The following is a 13,955-nucleotide window of genomic DNA, read 5'->3' as shown; positions in this document are numbered from 1 at the left end:
TGTGGTGCGAGCGGCGCTCAACCGGCAACCCCGCTCGCCCGCTCGATGGCCTCGACGCGGCTGCGCATCGTCCTGCGATACCACAGTGTCCACAGCGCGAGTCCCGCGTAGATGCCGTAGCCGATAAACGGCGACACGACGAGGAAGCGTTCGATCGGCCACGTCAGCGCCATCCACGCGCGTAGCGCGGTTTCGGCGGTCAGCCCGATGCCCCACACGAGCGTCATGGTTCGCATCGCGGTGGCGAGACCGGGGCGCTCGCGCCATAGCGCCTCGAAATGCGCGGCGCCGCCTTCCATTTCGCGCGCGACCGTCGCGCGCGCGAGGTAGAAGATCAGAGGACGACGCATCGGCAGTGACAGCAGGAACACGACGCCGACCGCGCCGGACACCAGCGACTCGCGCAACAGCAGCATGCGCGGACTGCCCCCGAGCGCCATGGCCGCGACCGACAGCACGATGCCCGCCACCACCATCACGCTGAGCGCATCGACGCGCCTGAAGCGCGCGAGCTCGATCGCGCTCCACACGAGCGGCGGCACGGCGGACGCGATTAGCGCGCCGGTCTCGCCGACCCGCGGCAACGCGAGCCGGTAAGCAAGCCACGGCAGCAGAAAGTTGACGGCCAGTTCGAGCACGAAACCGGGACGGATTTTCATATGAATTTACGCCGTAAGCGAAAGAACCAGTATCGATGAACCGGTCGGGCCGACGCAAATGGTTTTTTTCGTAGCGTTCGCGAGCCGGCGCCGCCGGGCGCCGCACCGGGCGCTCCGCCGCCTTCCCGCGAGTTTGGGCATTTCGCGTCGAGCGCTTGTACACTGACGCATCTTCCTTCCCGACCACCCATGACATCCCGCTATCCGGTCCCGCCCAACGAAATCGAATTGACCGCCGTGCGCGCGCAGGGGGCGGGTGGTCAGAACGTCAACAAGGTGTCGAGCGCGATCCATCTGCGTTTCGACGTGCGCGCCTCGTCGCTGCCGGAAGTGCTGAAGATGCGTCTGCTCGCGCTGTCCGACCACCGGCTCACGCGCGACGGCGTCGTGATCATCAAGGCGCAGGAGCATCGGACCCAGGAGATGAACCGCGCGGCGGCGCTCGCGCGGCTCGATGAACTGATCGAAAGCGTCAGCGTGACCCGCAAGCATCGGGTCGCGACGCGGCCGACCCGCGCGTCGAACCTGCGGCGGCTCGACAGTAAGGCCAGGCGCAGCGAGGTCAAGTCGGGGCGCGGCCGCATGCACGAGTAGCGGCGTGGGTCGCTAACGTCTCGCGCCGCGTCTGCCGGTGCGCACATCCGGCGGCGACGCCTCCGGCACGAAGTCGACGCACAGCACGTGCGTGCCGTCGCGCTCGAACGCGATCGCCGCGGTGTAGCAGTCCTGACCATCGGCGAGCGAATAATGCGGCCCCATCATCGCGACGCGGCCTGGCGCCGCGAGCGCGTGCCGGAAATACGCGCGACGCGACCAGTTGCTGCGCGTCTCCGTATAGAGCGGCGCGAGCCGCTTCGGAGGCGGCGGGACCGACGCCGCCGTCACCGAAGGCTGGGTCTGCTCGCCCAGGCCGTCGGTGAGGAACACGCGGCGCGCTTCGGGCAGATGCCAGACCTTTTGCGCGGCCTGTTCGAGGTCACCGGTCGCCTTGTAGGTGTCGGCGGCGGCCAGCACCGCTTCCGCGAAGCCCTCGAACCCGAGCCGCTGGTGGCCGGCGTTCGCACGCTCGTATTCGGCGAACTTGCTCCAGATCGACGCGACGAGCTCAGGCACCTTCGTGCAGGCGGCCAGCACGCTGCTCTTTGGCTGACCGAACCAGAACCCCTGCACGAAATCGACGTCGGCCTGCATCAGGATCATCAGCTCTTCATCGGTTTCGACGCCTTCGGCGAGCACGAGCGTGCCCGACTGATGGAGCATCGCGATCAGATGGCTGATCATCGATTCGTCGCCCTCGCGCTTGCCCGCGCGCGCGACGAGCGAACGGTCGAGTTTGACGATGTCGGGGCGGAAGCGCCACACGCGATCGAAGTTCGAGAAGCCGGTGCCGAAGTCGTCGATCGCGATCAGAAAATCGCGCGGCTGCGAGGCGGCGAGCATGCTGGCGACGGCGGATTCATCGTCGGCGGGCTGCTCGAGCACTTCGATCACGATGCGCTCCTGCGGCAGCCCGAAATGCGCGGACAACTCGTCGATGAAAGCGCGCTGCGGCCAGCCGGTTTCGAACACCTGCGGGCGCGTGTTCAGAAACAGCCATCCGGTGCTGATGCCTTGCTCCATGAAGTTCGCCACATGCAGGCAGCGCGCGATGCGATCGAGTTCGCGCGCTTCGGCGGCCGAGCGCGTGCCGGAGAACAATACTTCGGGCGAGACGGGCAGACCGACCGGATCGAACGCGCGCAACAGCCCCTCGTAGCCGACCACGCACTGATGCGTGACCGACAGCACCGGCTGGAACACGCTGTGCAATGTCAACGCGCGCCAGGTCGCGGTCCAGCCCGACTCGCCGCGGACCAGGTGCGGGAGCAGGCCGCTCACGGTCAATTCGCTGACGGATGGCATAGAAGCGGGCATGAAAGCTGACATGGGATCGTTGCGGCAAGGGAATGAAGGGGCACGCAAACCCATTCGGCGCGTAGCGCTCGCACACCCGGAGCGTCGCCGGAACGAAACGAATGCGTCCCGCGAACACGGAGGGCGGTGCCAGCCACGCTGGACTCCGGCGAATTGGTCAAAATGAGTCTAGCAGTTTGCAGCGCGCGGCAATGTGCGGGTTATCACAAACGCATGGGCGCGAAAATTGTCTGCAAAACGACTGCCTACGGCCGTGCGGCAATCCGTTGCGGTAATGCGTCGGAGCGTCCCGCGCGCTTGCCACGCGCGACACCGATTCCCAATCGCAATGAGTTACCGTACCACGCCGAGGGTAGCAGGGCGCCCGGTGGTCGCCCGCCAAACTCCAGGCCGACGGTGCTCACGTGCTAGTGCCGCTGTAGGCGCTGATGCGGCCATTCGGGCGGCGGGCTTGGCACTGCTCTGCCGGGCGGATTCTGGCGCGACGTGCAGGAGCCGCGCCGGTTCGTGTTCATCGAGCGGTGGGAAAGCCAGGATGCGCTCGCGGCGCATGCGAAATCCGCGCATATCCAGGCTTGTAAGAAGGCGGCCGCGGATTGGATCGAGCACGCGGAGATTCGCGTGGTGTCGAAGATCGCCTGAATTCGGGCGCCGGCGTCAGCGGCGCGCGGACACGCTGGACAGGTGGGGCGGCCCCGAGGCCGCCGGCGCGCCGTCAGCGATCAGTGGGTTGCTTGCGGGACATCGAGAATCAGGATGATGGTCCAGTCGGCGTCGCCGTCATGGTGATACTGGCGCTCCGCGACAATGAACGGCTCCTGCTTGCCAGCCGGGCCGAGAAACAGCACGTCGCCTTCCATCGGCAGGCATTCGACAGGCGGCAGCGCGAGGTACGCTTCCTGACCGCCACGCGGCATCAGTTTTTCGATCTTGCGAGATGCTGCTTCGGTCCATTCGATATCAAGCTGGATGTTGCTCATGCTGTCCTCCGCACCAGGGTGCGCACGGGTTAGGGGATGCCGGCGGCTCGCCGGTCGGTGCGCGACTTTAGCATACAGAGAGCAGAGCGCCGGCGGCTTGCCGGGCCGGTGCGCGCTCGGAGTGCCTTGCCAACAGCGAGCGGGTCGCACAAATAAAAAAAGCCGAAACCGGCGCTGCCAGCTTCGGCTTTTTCACCTTCACGACGAGGCCGCGAGGCGAGATCCGCGAAGTCGTTCAGGTGCCCGACGCGTCGGCACCCTTCTTCGGATGATGCGGAGCCATCTTGTGATGCTTGGCCGGCGCGGCCGGTGCGCTTCCCATCGACTGCTCGCGGTTTTGCAAATCTTGCGCACGCTGCTCGACGTCGGCGGCCTTCGCCGGATCGGTGCTCGTCGTGATGCCGTTGTCCTGCGCGTGAGCCGCGCCGGCTGCGGCACACAAGGAAACCAGGATCGCCATGGACACTTTCTTCATCGTTACCTCCGTAGAATGGTGGTGGACCCGAGTATTGCCTGTCCAGTGGGAAAGACAATGCATTCTATCGAGCAAACTCTTCTCTAGCCGATGGCTTTGTAACCGCGCTCAACACTTGTTACGTTTTGTAATAACTGGACGCTGGTCGAATAAACCGCGACGTCCTCGAGTGCGAGAGCGCAGCGGCCTACATCGTTCGTCAGAACCAGCCGATCGCGCGATACAGGTGAAATTGCGCGAGGCCGATTAGCTCATGCAACGCTATCTCCGCGGCCACGAGATTGGCGAAGCGCGGCAGCACGCCGATCCGCGCGCGCCGCGCGCTCGAAATCTGCGGCTGCGGCTCGACGCCGAAGCGCTGAAAATCGAGCAGCGCACGCGGCATCTGATACGCGGAGGTGACGAGTATCAACGTGTCGTAATGTGATTGACCGACAATAACTGAGACGTTGCGCGCGTTCTCATAGGTCGTGCGGCTGCTTTGCTCGAGCACGATGTCCGAGCGCGCCACCTGCTGACGCAGCAGATAGGGCAGGTAGGTGTCGGCTTCGGTCGCGCTATGCCGCTGCGGATTGCCGCCGCTGACGATCACCCGGCACGTGCTCGCCGTGCGCTTGCAGGCCGCGTAGTTCTGCGCGCTGACCTCGATGCGCGAGAGTACGTCGCGCGGTGGCACCAGCACATGGTCGTGGTCGTAGACCGTGCCGCCGCCGAGCAGGATGATCGCGGTGCGTGGCGCGAAGGTGGCGGCCGTGGCGCTCTGTCGTTGCGGCTGCGCCAGATCGAGCAGTGGCGCGGTTAGCCAGCCGGCCGCGAGCAGCCAGAACAGCGCGATCATGCAGAAGATGAGCGGCCGGCGCGCACGTTTCCATAGCACGATTGCTGCAAAAAAAAGCGCTAATAAAGTGAATAGAATCAATTTAAATGGGGTAACGTATGTCTTTCGGGACAAATCCACGGGCCTGCCATCGCGCCGCGGCGGTTGCATCGTCGGTTCATGGAGAGAACGCTAACATGCCGTTCTGACGGGGGTTCCGAAAACGAGACCAGGCAGCACCTGGCGGAAATCCGCCGTCAGACAGGCGGCGAGCTTCCGACCAGGCGCGGGTGCTACGCGCGTCGCCGGTGGCGCAGTGACGCGTGGGCATGAATGTGTCATAGCTGCACTTTAAGAAAGAAGTGAGATGACCACGTATTCCAACGAAGCGGTACTTGAAGCGCTGCGGCGAGCGCAATATCGTCAGGTTCCCTGGGCCAGAAGGCCGGGTGTCTTCCAATATCTTCGCGCGCTGGGGCTGATGGACACCGTTCGTCAGCGAACCGTCGCACCGGCGCCAGGCTTTCATGCTCCCGTCGACATCGCGGTGCTCACCGAACGCGGCAAAGCGGAGTTTGCGCGGCTCGAGCACGACGAGCGTCTGCTCACATGGACAGCGCAACGCATGAACGATTATGTTCTCGGCGCGGCCGAACCGCAGTCCGCCGCGACAGCCGAAGTCAGATCTTAGCTCCAGGTTCATCGCTTACCTGAACTGAGTCACTGTCCGCCCGGGCCTGTCGCCCCTCGGCGGGCCGTCGCTGACGTCGACCGGTCGCCGTGCGCGTCCGCGGGCGAATCTCGGCTTCCCATCGACAAGGCGGCGACGCGATCCGCGCAGGTCGTTGCCGTTGCGCGCCTTTCATGCCATCAACGCCTCGAGGGCGAAAAAAAGCCCGTATCACGAAGATACGGGCATACCGGAATTACTACTGCCACGCTGTGCTAATGGCGTTGAGTCAGACTGGTGCCGCGTCCGGTGGTTCCCCGATCGTAAGTGCGCAATGCAAGATACTGGGCACCGCGTCGCGCGACGCGCCGTCCGAGCGACGACTTGGCAAATCAACGCCGCCGCTGATCCTCACGCGGCGCATCGGGCCGAGCCCGCACATTGCTGGCGATATCGCCGCGCAGATCGCCACGCGGCGTCGGCGGCGTGAAGTCGCGATTATGGGCCTCGCTCTGCTGCCACGCTTCCAGCGTGGCCTGGCGGTCCGGGCGCCAGTTCCACCCTTGCGGGCGTTGTTGCGCAATTGCGGGCGCGGCCATCGATGAAATCACAATGCCGCACAACACCAGTGACATTGGTTTCATTCCGAAATCCCCCTCAACCTCGAGCCCCTCGACTCAAGGCCTGTTTGCATAAGTATTAACGTATGCCGGAGGACGAAAGCACGCTGTAATTAATAGTAAATGGATGTTTCACCCGGAGCTATCGGGTAGTTTGGCAGTCTGAGGCAGCGCGCAAGGAGCGCTGTGGCGGTCGTGCGGGAGGCGCGACGAAGGGGCGCGCGAAGCGGAGAAGACAGCGTCTCGCGGCGACCGTCAAATGCTGGCGGGTCGTGGGCGCGCACGCAAACGTGGAAAAGTGGCTGGATAAAAACCGGGCGCCTACAGGCGCCCGGTGACCGCGTAGTTTCGCGTCAGGCCATCTTGACCGGCGCGCGCCACGATTCCGGATTGGTCCAGAACGCGCCGCGTAGGCGGTCGCGGCTCGGCGGTGCCGGCGGTTTCGCGGCCGTTGCGCCGATCCGGCCGCGCAGCGAGATTTCACGGCCGCTCGTGCCAAGCCGTTTCACAATTTCAGCGAGCGTGCCATCGGCTTGCCACTCGTCGAAGCGCCGACGGCAAGTCGGGGGGGACGGGTAGCGGCCCGGCAACTTGGACCAGCCTTCGCCTGTCGACAACACCCAAAGCACGGCGTTGACCACCGCCCGAGCTTCCACGCGCGGTCGACCGCGCCGTTCGCTGCGCGCCGGCTCGGCGCAGAACAAAGCCTCGACCAGCGCCCATTCGTTATCTCTCAAATCGTCGAACAGCATCATGTTTCACCTCAGCGAAGCTAACTCCGGTGCGCTGCCCCGCGCCGCGCACTCTTCACGCACTCGATAGGCGAGTGCCAAAGGGGACGGGCTTGCCACGGATTGCCATCGGAAATCATGGCGCCCTCCCTGTGCGTTTCACAACGCACGAAGTGTGCCAATCTGCTGCCGATTGCCTGAAAGCCCCGTAGCGGCGGGCCAACGCGGGCGCCAGCCAGGGCCGTATAAGAATCCAAAAAACCCATCTCGCAAATCGGGACAATCACCAATCTGGGGCAGAAAAGCCCGACCGGCGTGCGTTCGCGCTTTTTTGCTGCATTGCAGCGGCCGCGTGGACGGTGCTTTGCCGCATGCATTTGGTCGTACAATGCGCATCAAGCTGCGCTATTGATGAGGTGAACAAATGAATGTGACGCTGCGACAGCTCAGGGTTTTCATCGAGGTGGCGCGCTTGCAAAGCTTCAGTCGGGCCGGCGCCGAAATCGGCCTCACGCAGTCGGCGGTCAGTCGCTGCGTACGCGAGCTCGAAAGCGAGATCGGCCTGAAGCTCATCGATCGCACGACGCGCGAAGTGCAACTAACCGACGTAGGCGGCAACCTCGTGGCGAGTGTGTCGCGACTGCTGGGGGATCTCGACGACGCGTTGCGCGAGATCCGCGAAATCGGCGAGCAGCGCCGCGGACGCGTGGTGGTCGCGGCGAGCCCGACCGTCGCGTGCCGGCTGATGCCGCGCGTAGTCGCGTCGTGCGGACAGCAGTTTCCTTATGTGACGCTTGGGCTGCGCGACGACGTGCAAAGCGACGTAGTGCGCAAGGTGAAGTCGGGTGAAGTGGACTTCGGCGTGATCATCGGCCCGTTCTCCGACGACGATCTGCTCAGCGAGACGCTGATGACGGACTCGTTCTGCATCGTGTCGCGTGACGATCACCGGCTCGCCGCGCGCAAGCAGGTTACGTGGAAGGACCTCGACGGCGAGCAACTCGTGATGCTCGATTATGCGTCCGGCAGCCGCCCCCTCATCGATGCCGTGATGCAGGCGCAGGGCGTGAACGCCACCGTGGTGCAGGAACTCGGCCATTCGGCGACGGTGTTCGGGCTCGTCGAGGCGGGCGTCGGGATCAGCGTGCTGCCGTGGCTCGCGCTGCCGCTGCCGGCGGGGGCGTCGCTGGTCGCGCGTCCGCTGGTGCCGCGCGCGGAACGCCTCGTCGAACTGGTGCGGCGGCGCGACCGGTCGCTGTCGCCCGCGGCCGAGGCGGTGTGGAATCTGATCCGCCAGTTGCCGGCCCGGGCCGAGGAGTTGAATTAACGGGCGGGATCGCGTGCGATCCGTTCGACTGGTGGATTGGCGCCGGGCGCGGCCCGCCGCCCACACGCCGCCTGCCGCTACTCGCTGCGCCGCTGTCCGGTTACCCGGCGCGCTAAACTACCATCTTCATCGCGCACGCCTTCGCGGTTGCGCTTCGAGCCTCTTATCCTTCACCCACCCGGAAGCCTCGATGAGCGAATTGGACCTGCCCGTGCCCTCCATCCCGAATGCGCGCGACGCCGTACGCGCGCTGCGTCCATCGCAAATCCGTGAAGTCGCGAACGCCGGTTTCGGCGTCGACGACGTACTGCCGTTCTGGTTCGGCGAGTCCGATCGCGTCACTCCCGCATTCATTCGCGACGCCGCGAGCGCCGCGCTCGCCGCCGGCGCGACGTTTTACACGCACAATCTCGGCATCGCGCCATTGCGCGCAGCACTTGCGGGCTACGTCAGCGAGTTGCACGGGGCGACGTCGCCCGAGCACGTCGCGGTCACGAGCGCGGGCGTCAACGCGCTGATGCTCGCCGCGCAGCTGGTGGTCGGCGGCGGCGACCGCGTCGTCGCGGTGACGCCGCTATGGCCGAATCTGGTCGAAATCCCGAAGATTCTCGGCTCGCATGTCGAAACCGTCGCGCTCGGCTACGGCGAACGCGGCTGGGAGCTCGACGTCGGGCGATTGCTGACCGCGCTGACGCCTGACACGAAGATGCTGATGATCAACTCGCCGAACAACCCGACCGGCTGGGTGATGAATCGCGACGACCAGCGCAGCGTGCTCGAACACTGCCGGCGGCACGGCATCTGGATCGTCGCGGACGAGGTCTATGAGCGGCTCTACTATCCCGGCGATGACGCCGCCCAGGCGGCCGGTGTGCGCACCGCGCCATCGTTTCTCGACCTCGCGACACGCGACGAACGCGTGATCTGCGTGAATTCGTTCTCGAAAGCCTGGCTGATGACGGGGTGGCGGCTCGGCTGGATCGTCGCGCCGACCGCGTTGATGGACGACCTGGCGAAGCTGGTCGAGTACAACACGTCGTGCGCGCCGTCGTTCGTGCAGCAGGCGGGCATCGCGGCGCTCCAGCAGGGCGAGCGTTTTACGCAGCAGTTGGTGCGTGACCTGAGGACATCGCGCGATCATCTGGTGCGCGCGCTGTCGGCGGTTCCCGGCGTCGATGTGAAGGCCCCGCTGGGCGCGATGTATCTGTTCTTCTCGATGCCGGGCGCGACGCGCAGTCTCGATTTGTGCAAGGCGATGGTGCGGGAGGTCGGGCTCGGCGTGGCACCGGGCAGCGCGTTCGGGCCGCAGGGCGAGGGGTTCGTGCGCTGGTGCTATGCGTGCGATACGGTGCGGCTCGATGCCGGCGTCGAGCGCTTGACGCGGTTTCTGGCGCGCCACGCCGGCGCCTGATCATGCGGCCTCGTACGCCCCCCCGCTTCGTGTTGACGCACCGCGAGCGGCGAAAAGCCGCGAATCGTGAGAATCTTCTTGCTGTCGACTCGACTCGACTCGACCCGGGCGGGCGCGGCTACACCGGTCGGCGCCGCAGCAGAAGATGCACGGCAGATCGCGGCTTTACGCCCCGGTCGTTTTTGCGTAATATGGCGCTCAGTCACGCGATTCCTTTCAGGAATATCGCCGCTCCGTCCGGCTGGGTCTGGCTCGATAAGTCTGTTCGCCACCCCCCGGTGCGTGCTCCCATCAATATGACCGATCAGAATCGGGCGAGCGCGTCTTCAGTTCCACATCGTCTGTTTGATCCGGTTCTTTGACCACAGGGTCTGACCTAGCTGCATGAATACCCAAGAGGCGAAGATCGTCCTCGAGACTGCCTTGATCTGCGCGCAGGAGCCGTTAAAGCTCGGCGAATTGCGCAAGCTCTTTGCCGACGGCGTGTCGGCGGACACTGTTCGGACCTTGCTCGAAGACCTGAAGCGGGACTGGTCTGGGCGCGGTGTGGAGCTGGTCGGGCTGGCGTCGGGCTGGCGGTTTCAAAGCAAGCCCGCGATGCGTTCGTACCTGGATCGGCTGCATCCGGAAAAACCGCCGAAATATTCGCGCGCGGTGCTCGAAACGCTCGCGATCATTGCCTACCGGCAACCGGTGACACGGGGCGATATCGAAGAAATTCGCGGTGTGACGGTGAATACGCAGGTGGTCAAGCAGCTCGAGGATCGCGGCTGGATCGAGGTGATCGGTCATCGCGACGTGCCGGGGCGTCCGGCGCTGTATGCGACCACGCGCCAGTTCCTCGACGACCTTGGTCTAACGGCGCTTGACGAGTTGCCTCCGCTTGCCGATCCGTCCGCACAACTGAACGCGGATCTGCTGGGTCAGCACGCGATCGAGTTTGCCGAGGGTGACGCGCAAAGCATGCAGCAGCCGGTGCAGGATGCCGGGCACGACATCGCAGGTGAGGCTGGCGAGCCGGCTCCGCCGGAAGCGGCGCAGCACGCTGCGTCGGGATTTGAAGCAGCGCCGCCCGAGACGGTAGCCGAGTCGACGCTCGAACCGGAGCCCCGTGCGGAAGCGACCGGGCAGGCCGGCACGTCGAGTGCGTCAGACGCGTCGAGCGCGCCGCACGACATGCAACAACAGCCCGAACCGGCACCCGCGGCAGCGCATGCCAGCGTCGCCGGCTCGGCACAGCATTACGATCCGGTCGCCCAGACCGATCCGGCAACACCCGCGCACGGCTCGGGCGCAGCTCGCAATACGGAGCACGCTGCCGAGCCGAACCCGATCGAGGCGGCGCACGACGATCCCGAGGATCGCCGCGATGCCGCACAGGACGCAGGTTTTCTGACCGACGACGAAACCGAGTCGCGCAGCGCCTGACGTAACCGAACTTTTTTGCCGCGCCCGCAACGGGCGCGCGCGACCTGACATTTTGAGGTTGTTTTGACACATACCCACGACACCGATTCGTCCGAATCCGAGCGCCCCGTGCCGTCGGCGCGGACCGACGAACGCACTACGCAAGCGGCGACAGGCGAGGGCGAGCGCCCGGCTCATGGCGCGGAAGCAGAGGGCGAAGAGCGCCCCCGCCGCGGTCTGCGTCGCGGGCCGCGCAGCCTGATCGCGCGACGCCGCGCCGGCGCGAAGACGAAGGCAGCCGAGGGCGCGCCCGCGCAAGGCGCGCCGGTCGTCGCCGAAACGCCGCCGGACGGCGAGGTCGTCGCCCAGGTGCGCACGCCGCGCAAGGACGCGGGCGCGAAACAGGGCGGGCGTCGTAACGCTGGCGGTGCGAAGCGCGAGGGCGCATCACGCGAAGACCAGCGCGAACGTCAGCCGCGCGAAGGTCAACGTGAGGGCCAGCGCCAGAATCGCCGCGGCGCCGATGCGGCCGCGGAGTCAGCTCAGGACGATCTGTTCTCATACGTGACGTCGCCCGCATTCGATGCCGACAACACCACGACTGGCGGCGTACGCGCGCCGATGCTGCGCCATGGCAAGGCAGCGGCCCCGAAGCGCGTGCTGTCGCCCGATGACGACGCGCCGAAGCTGCACAAGGTGCTCGCCGAGGCGGGCATGGGCTCGCGTCGCGACATGGAAGAGCTGATCATCGCCGGCCGCGTGTCGGTGAACGGCGAACCGGCGCACATCGGCCAGCGCATCATGCCGACCGACCAGGTCCGCATCAACGGCAAGCCGGTCAAGCGCAAGGTCGCCGGCAAGCCGCCGCGCGTGCTGCTGTACCACAAACCGACCGGCGAAATCGTCAGCCACGCGGACCCGGAAGGCCGTCCATCGGTGTTCGACAAGCTGCCACCGATGAAAACCGCCAAGTGGGTCGCGGTCGGGCGTCTCGACTTCAACACTGAAGGTCTGCTGATGCTGACCACCTCGGGCGATCTCGCGAACCGGTTCATGCATCCGCGTTATAGCGTCGAGCGCGAATACGCGGTGCGTGTCGTCGGCGAACTCGCCGAGGGTATGCGTCAGAAGCTGCTAAACGGCGTCGAACTCGAGGACGGCCCGGCGAATTTCTTGCGCATCCGCGACGGCGGCGGCGAAGGCACGAATCACTGGTACCACGTCGCGCTCGCCGAAGGGCGGAATCGCGAAGTACGCCGTATGTTCGAAGCGGCCGGCCTGATGGTCAGCCGGCTGATCCGTACGCGCCACGGCCCGATCTCCCTGCCGCGTGGTCTGAAGCGCGGCCGCTGGGAAGAACTCGAGGACAATCAGGTGCGCGCACTGATGGCATCGGTCGGCCTGAAGGCGCCGGCTGAGGAGCGCGGTAGCCGCAATGCGGCGCCGGAGCGTCGTCAGCCGGATCCGATGCAGACGTCGATGGGCTTTATCAACCGCGAGCCGGTGTTGATGTCACACAGCCGCTTCGAGCAGCAGCCGCGCGGACAGGGTCGCCGTGGCGCGGCGGGCGGTGGCTTCGGCGCGGGCATGGAGGGCGGCACTGGTTCTGGTGTCGGTGTGGGCAATCGCGGCGCCGGGGGGCAGCGCGGCCGCGACGTCGACGGCAATCGCGCGTCGTCGCCCAACGGCAACCGTGCGCGCACTGGCGGCAAGCGTGCCGGCGCGTCCGGCGACAGCGGCGGCAATCGCGGGCCGGGCGGCAATCGTGGCGGCAACGCCAACCGTGCCGGCGGCAACGCGGGTTCGGGCGGCGCGAATCGTGGCGGCGGCACGGCGCGCGGTCGCTCGCGCGGCCGTTGAGCGGAGCGCTGTACCGCGTTTGAGGAGTGGCCGTTGAACGGCCATACCCTTTGGTGCAGTTCGCATGACCTGCCAGGCTGATATGACTCCCGGTGTCAATCGGGATCGGGTTTTTAGTTTCTCGAATTCATGTTGCCGGAATTTCCTCAGGGCGGCGTAGCAGTACATTTCGGCGGTGGATCAAGCTGATATCCGCGGGTTGGGTACCGCACTACAGATGTCCGCCCAATGAGCCTGCCGCTATCTGGAACCGCAAGTCGGATGCAGTAGTCCGTTGCGTAGCCTGGTCGCGGCTTACTCGTCCCAAGCGAGAGTAGAAATGCCTTCACGCGTTGCCGTGCGCGCTTCAGGTCGTCTTTGGCGCCACCCACGTCCGTGCCAGATCGCGGAACGCTTCGTCGTCGCTCGGCACGTACACCGCGGAGAGGTCACCGGCGCGCAAAGACCGCACAAGCTTGATCGCATCACGCCGCTCAGTCTTGACCCGTTCACCCGGTTTTTTCGGAATCAGCGATCGGGCGCACACGATGCACCCGAATCCCTTCTGCACGAACTGCCGGTAAAGTCCGTAGCCGCATGGACCGGCCTCGCAGACAACGCAGATGTGCCGCACTTTCGACTGCAGGCGCCTGCGCAGGTGATCGATATCAGTCTGCGTCATACCGATCTTGCCCAGCAGTTCGACTTCGCCCGAGCCCGGCGCATACGCGACTGTGATCGAGTCCTTGTGTCCATCGAGACCGACGCACAGCGTGCTATCGTCTTCCATGCTGGCCTCCGTGCCGAAAATCGCCGGGAGCGGCCGTGTCCGCACTGTGCTGCTCTGGCTGCAATGCTAACCCGCGCTTGATTCCTTACGGCGGCCTAGCCATTGCCTCACGGGAGTCATACTGCATACTGATTAGCAATGTCGAGTGCTTCCCGGCCGAGCCGTTTATCGTTTTTGGCGATTTTATGCCGCCTCTTGTTTGCCGCGTTCGCATGGCGTTCCGATGCGTCAAACGCCGTGCGAAACTGCGCTGAAGACCGACAGGACGCATCGCCGCAAAGTGTTGGCGTAGCCCGTCCGGCTCCCCTTCCCGAC

At 65.5% G+C, this 13,955-nt stretch carries 12 protein-coding genes and 3 pseudogenes; 7 read left to right on the top strand and 8 right to left on the bottom strand.

Going from position 1 to position 13,955, the window contains the following annotated elements:
- Positions 1-17: 17 nt before the first annotated feature.
- Positions 18-659 carry a VC0807 family protein gene (locus HWY30_RS11450; RefSeq protein ID WP_090804107.1) on the bottom strand — a complete coding sequence of 214 codons (642 nt, stop codon included), beginning with the start codon at positions 657-659 and terminating at the stop codon, positions 18-20.
- Between the two features lie 189 nt (positions 660-848).
- Between HWY30_RS11450 and arfB the strand changes: the two genes are divergently transcribed.
- The gene (gene arfB / locus HWY30_RS11445; RefSeq protein ID WP_090804108.1) at positions 849-1,253 is read left to right on the top strand and encodes an alternative ribosome rescue aminoacyl-tRNA hydrolase ArfB; all 405 of its coding nucleotides are present in this window, start codon (positions 849-851) and stop codon (positions 1,251-1,253) included.
- A gap of 12 nt (positions 1,254-1,265) precedes the next feature.
- On the opposite strand, the gene HWY30_RS11440 is transcribed toward arfB, so the two are convergent.
- Positions 1,266-2,561 carry a sensor domain-containing phosphodiesterase gene (locus HWY30_RS11440; RefSeq protein ID WP_090804110.1) on the bottom strand — a complete coding sequence of 432 codons (1,296 nt, stop codon included), beginning with the start codon at positions 2,559-2,561 and terminating at the stop codon, positions 1,266-1,268.
- Positions 2,562-3,053: 492 nt separating this feature from the next.
- Between HWY30_RS11440 and HWY30_RS11435 the strand changes: the two are divergent.
- Positions 3,054-3,215, top strand: a pseudogene (locus tag HWY30_RS11435) (putative quinol monooxygenase); the annotation flags it as partial.
- An 80-nt stretch (positions 3,216-3,295) separates the two neighbouring features.
- Here the strand turns inward: HWY30_RS11435 and HWY30_RS11430 are convergent.
- The 3 genes from HWY30_RS11430 to HWY30_RS11420 all read right to left on the bottom strand — a co-directional run bounded on the left by HWY30_RS11430 (position 3,296) and on the right by HWY30_RS11420 (position 4,947).
- Positions 3,296-3,553 carry a DNA-binding protein gene (locus tag HWY30_RS11430; RefSeq protein ID WP_090804111.1) on the bottom strand — a complete coding sequence of 86 codons (258 nt, stop codon included), beginning with the start codon at positions 3,551-3,553 and terminating at the stop codon, positions 3,296-3,298.
- A 235-nt stretch (positions 3,554-3,788) separates the two neighbouring features.
- Positions 3,789-4,028: a hypothetical protein gene (locus HWY30_RS11425; RefSeq protein ID WP_090804113.1), complete on the bottom strand. Its 240-nt coding sequence runs from the start codon at positions 4,026-4,028 to the stop codon at positions 3,789-3,791.
- A 199-nt stretch (positions 4,029-4,227) separates the two neighbouring features.
- On the bottom strand, positions 4,228-4,947 hold the full coding sequence (locus HWY30_RS11420) for a YdcF family protein (RefSeq protein ID WP_425199369.1): 720 nt from the start codon (positions 4,945-4,947) through the stop codon (positions 4,228-4,230).
- A gap of 265 nt (positions 4,948-5,212) precedes the next feature.
- Between HWY30_RS11420 and HWY30_RS11415 the strand changes: the two genes are divergently transcribed.
- Positions 5,213-5,536 (top strand): hypothetical protein, encoded by a 324-nt coding sequence (locus tag HWY30_RS11415; protein ID WP_018418368.1) that lies wholly within the window; start codon positions 5,213-5,215, stop codon positions 5,534-5,536.
- Positions 5,537-5,907: 371 nt separating this feature from the next.
- On the opposite strand, the gene HWY30_RS11410 is transcribed toward HWY30_RS11415, so the two are convergent.
- Positions 5,908-6,159: a hypothetical protein gene (locus HWY30_RS11410; protein WP_090804114.1), complete on the bottom strand. Its 252-nt coding sequence runs from the start codon at positions 6,157-6,159 to the stop codon at positions 5,908-5,910.
- A gap of 332 nt (positions 6,160-6,491) precedes the next feature.
- A pseudogene (locus HWY30_RS11405) lies at positions 6,492-6,887 on the bottom strand (transposase); the annotation flags it as partial.
- 403 nt (positions 6,888-7,290) lie between these two features.
- Here HWY30_RS11405 and HWY30_RS11400 point away from each other — a divergent pair.
- The 4 genes from HWY30_RS11400 to rluB all read left to right on the top strand — a co-directional run bounded on the left by HWY30_RS11400 (position 7,291) and on the right by rluB (position 12,871).
- Positions 7,291-8,193 (top strand): LysR family transcriptional regulator, encoded by a 903-nt coding sequence (locus tag HWY30_RS11400; RefSeq protein ID WP_090804116.1) that lies wholly within the window; start codon positions 7,291-7,293, stop codon positions 8,191-8,193.
- Positions 8,194-8,383: 190 nt separating this feature from the next.
- Complete coding sequence (locus HWY30_RS11395; protein ID WP_090804117.1) at positions 8,384-9,604, top strand: pyridoxal phosphate-dependent aminotransferase; 1,221 nt, start codon at positions 8,384-8,386, stop codon at positions 9,602-9,604.
- A 384-nt stretch (positions 9,605-9,988) separates the two neighbouring features.
- Positions 9,989-11,032 (top strand): SMC-Scp complex subunit ScpB, encoded by a 1,044-nt coding sequence (gene scpB, locus HWY30_RS11390; protein ID WP_090804119.1) that lies wholly within the window; start codon positions 9,989-9,991, stop codon positions 11,030-11,032.
- 63 nt (positions 11,033-11,095) lie between these two features.
- On the top strand, positions 11,096-12,871 hold the full coding sequence (rluB, locus tag HWY30_RS11385) for a 23S rRNA pseudouridine(2605) synthase RluB (protein ID WP_090804120.1): 1,776 nt from the start codon (positions 11,096-11,098) through the stop codon (positions 12,869-12,871).
- Positions 12,872-13,173: 302 nt separating this feature from the next.
- Here the strand turns inward: rluB and HWY30_RS11380 are convergent.
- Positions 13,174-13,640: pseudogene (locus HWY30_RS11380) on the bottom strand (IS110 family transposase); the annotation flags it as partial.
- Positions 13,641-13,955: the final 315 nt, after the last annotated feature.

The organism is Paraburkholderia tuberum STM678 (genome assembly GCF_902833905.1).
Lineage (GTDB): Bacteria > Pseudomonadota > Gammaproteobacteria > Burkholderiales > Burkholderiaceae > Paraburkholderia > Paraburkholderia tuberum.
This window is presented reverse-complemented; position numbering and strand designations above follow the sequence as displayed.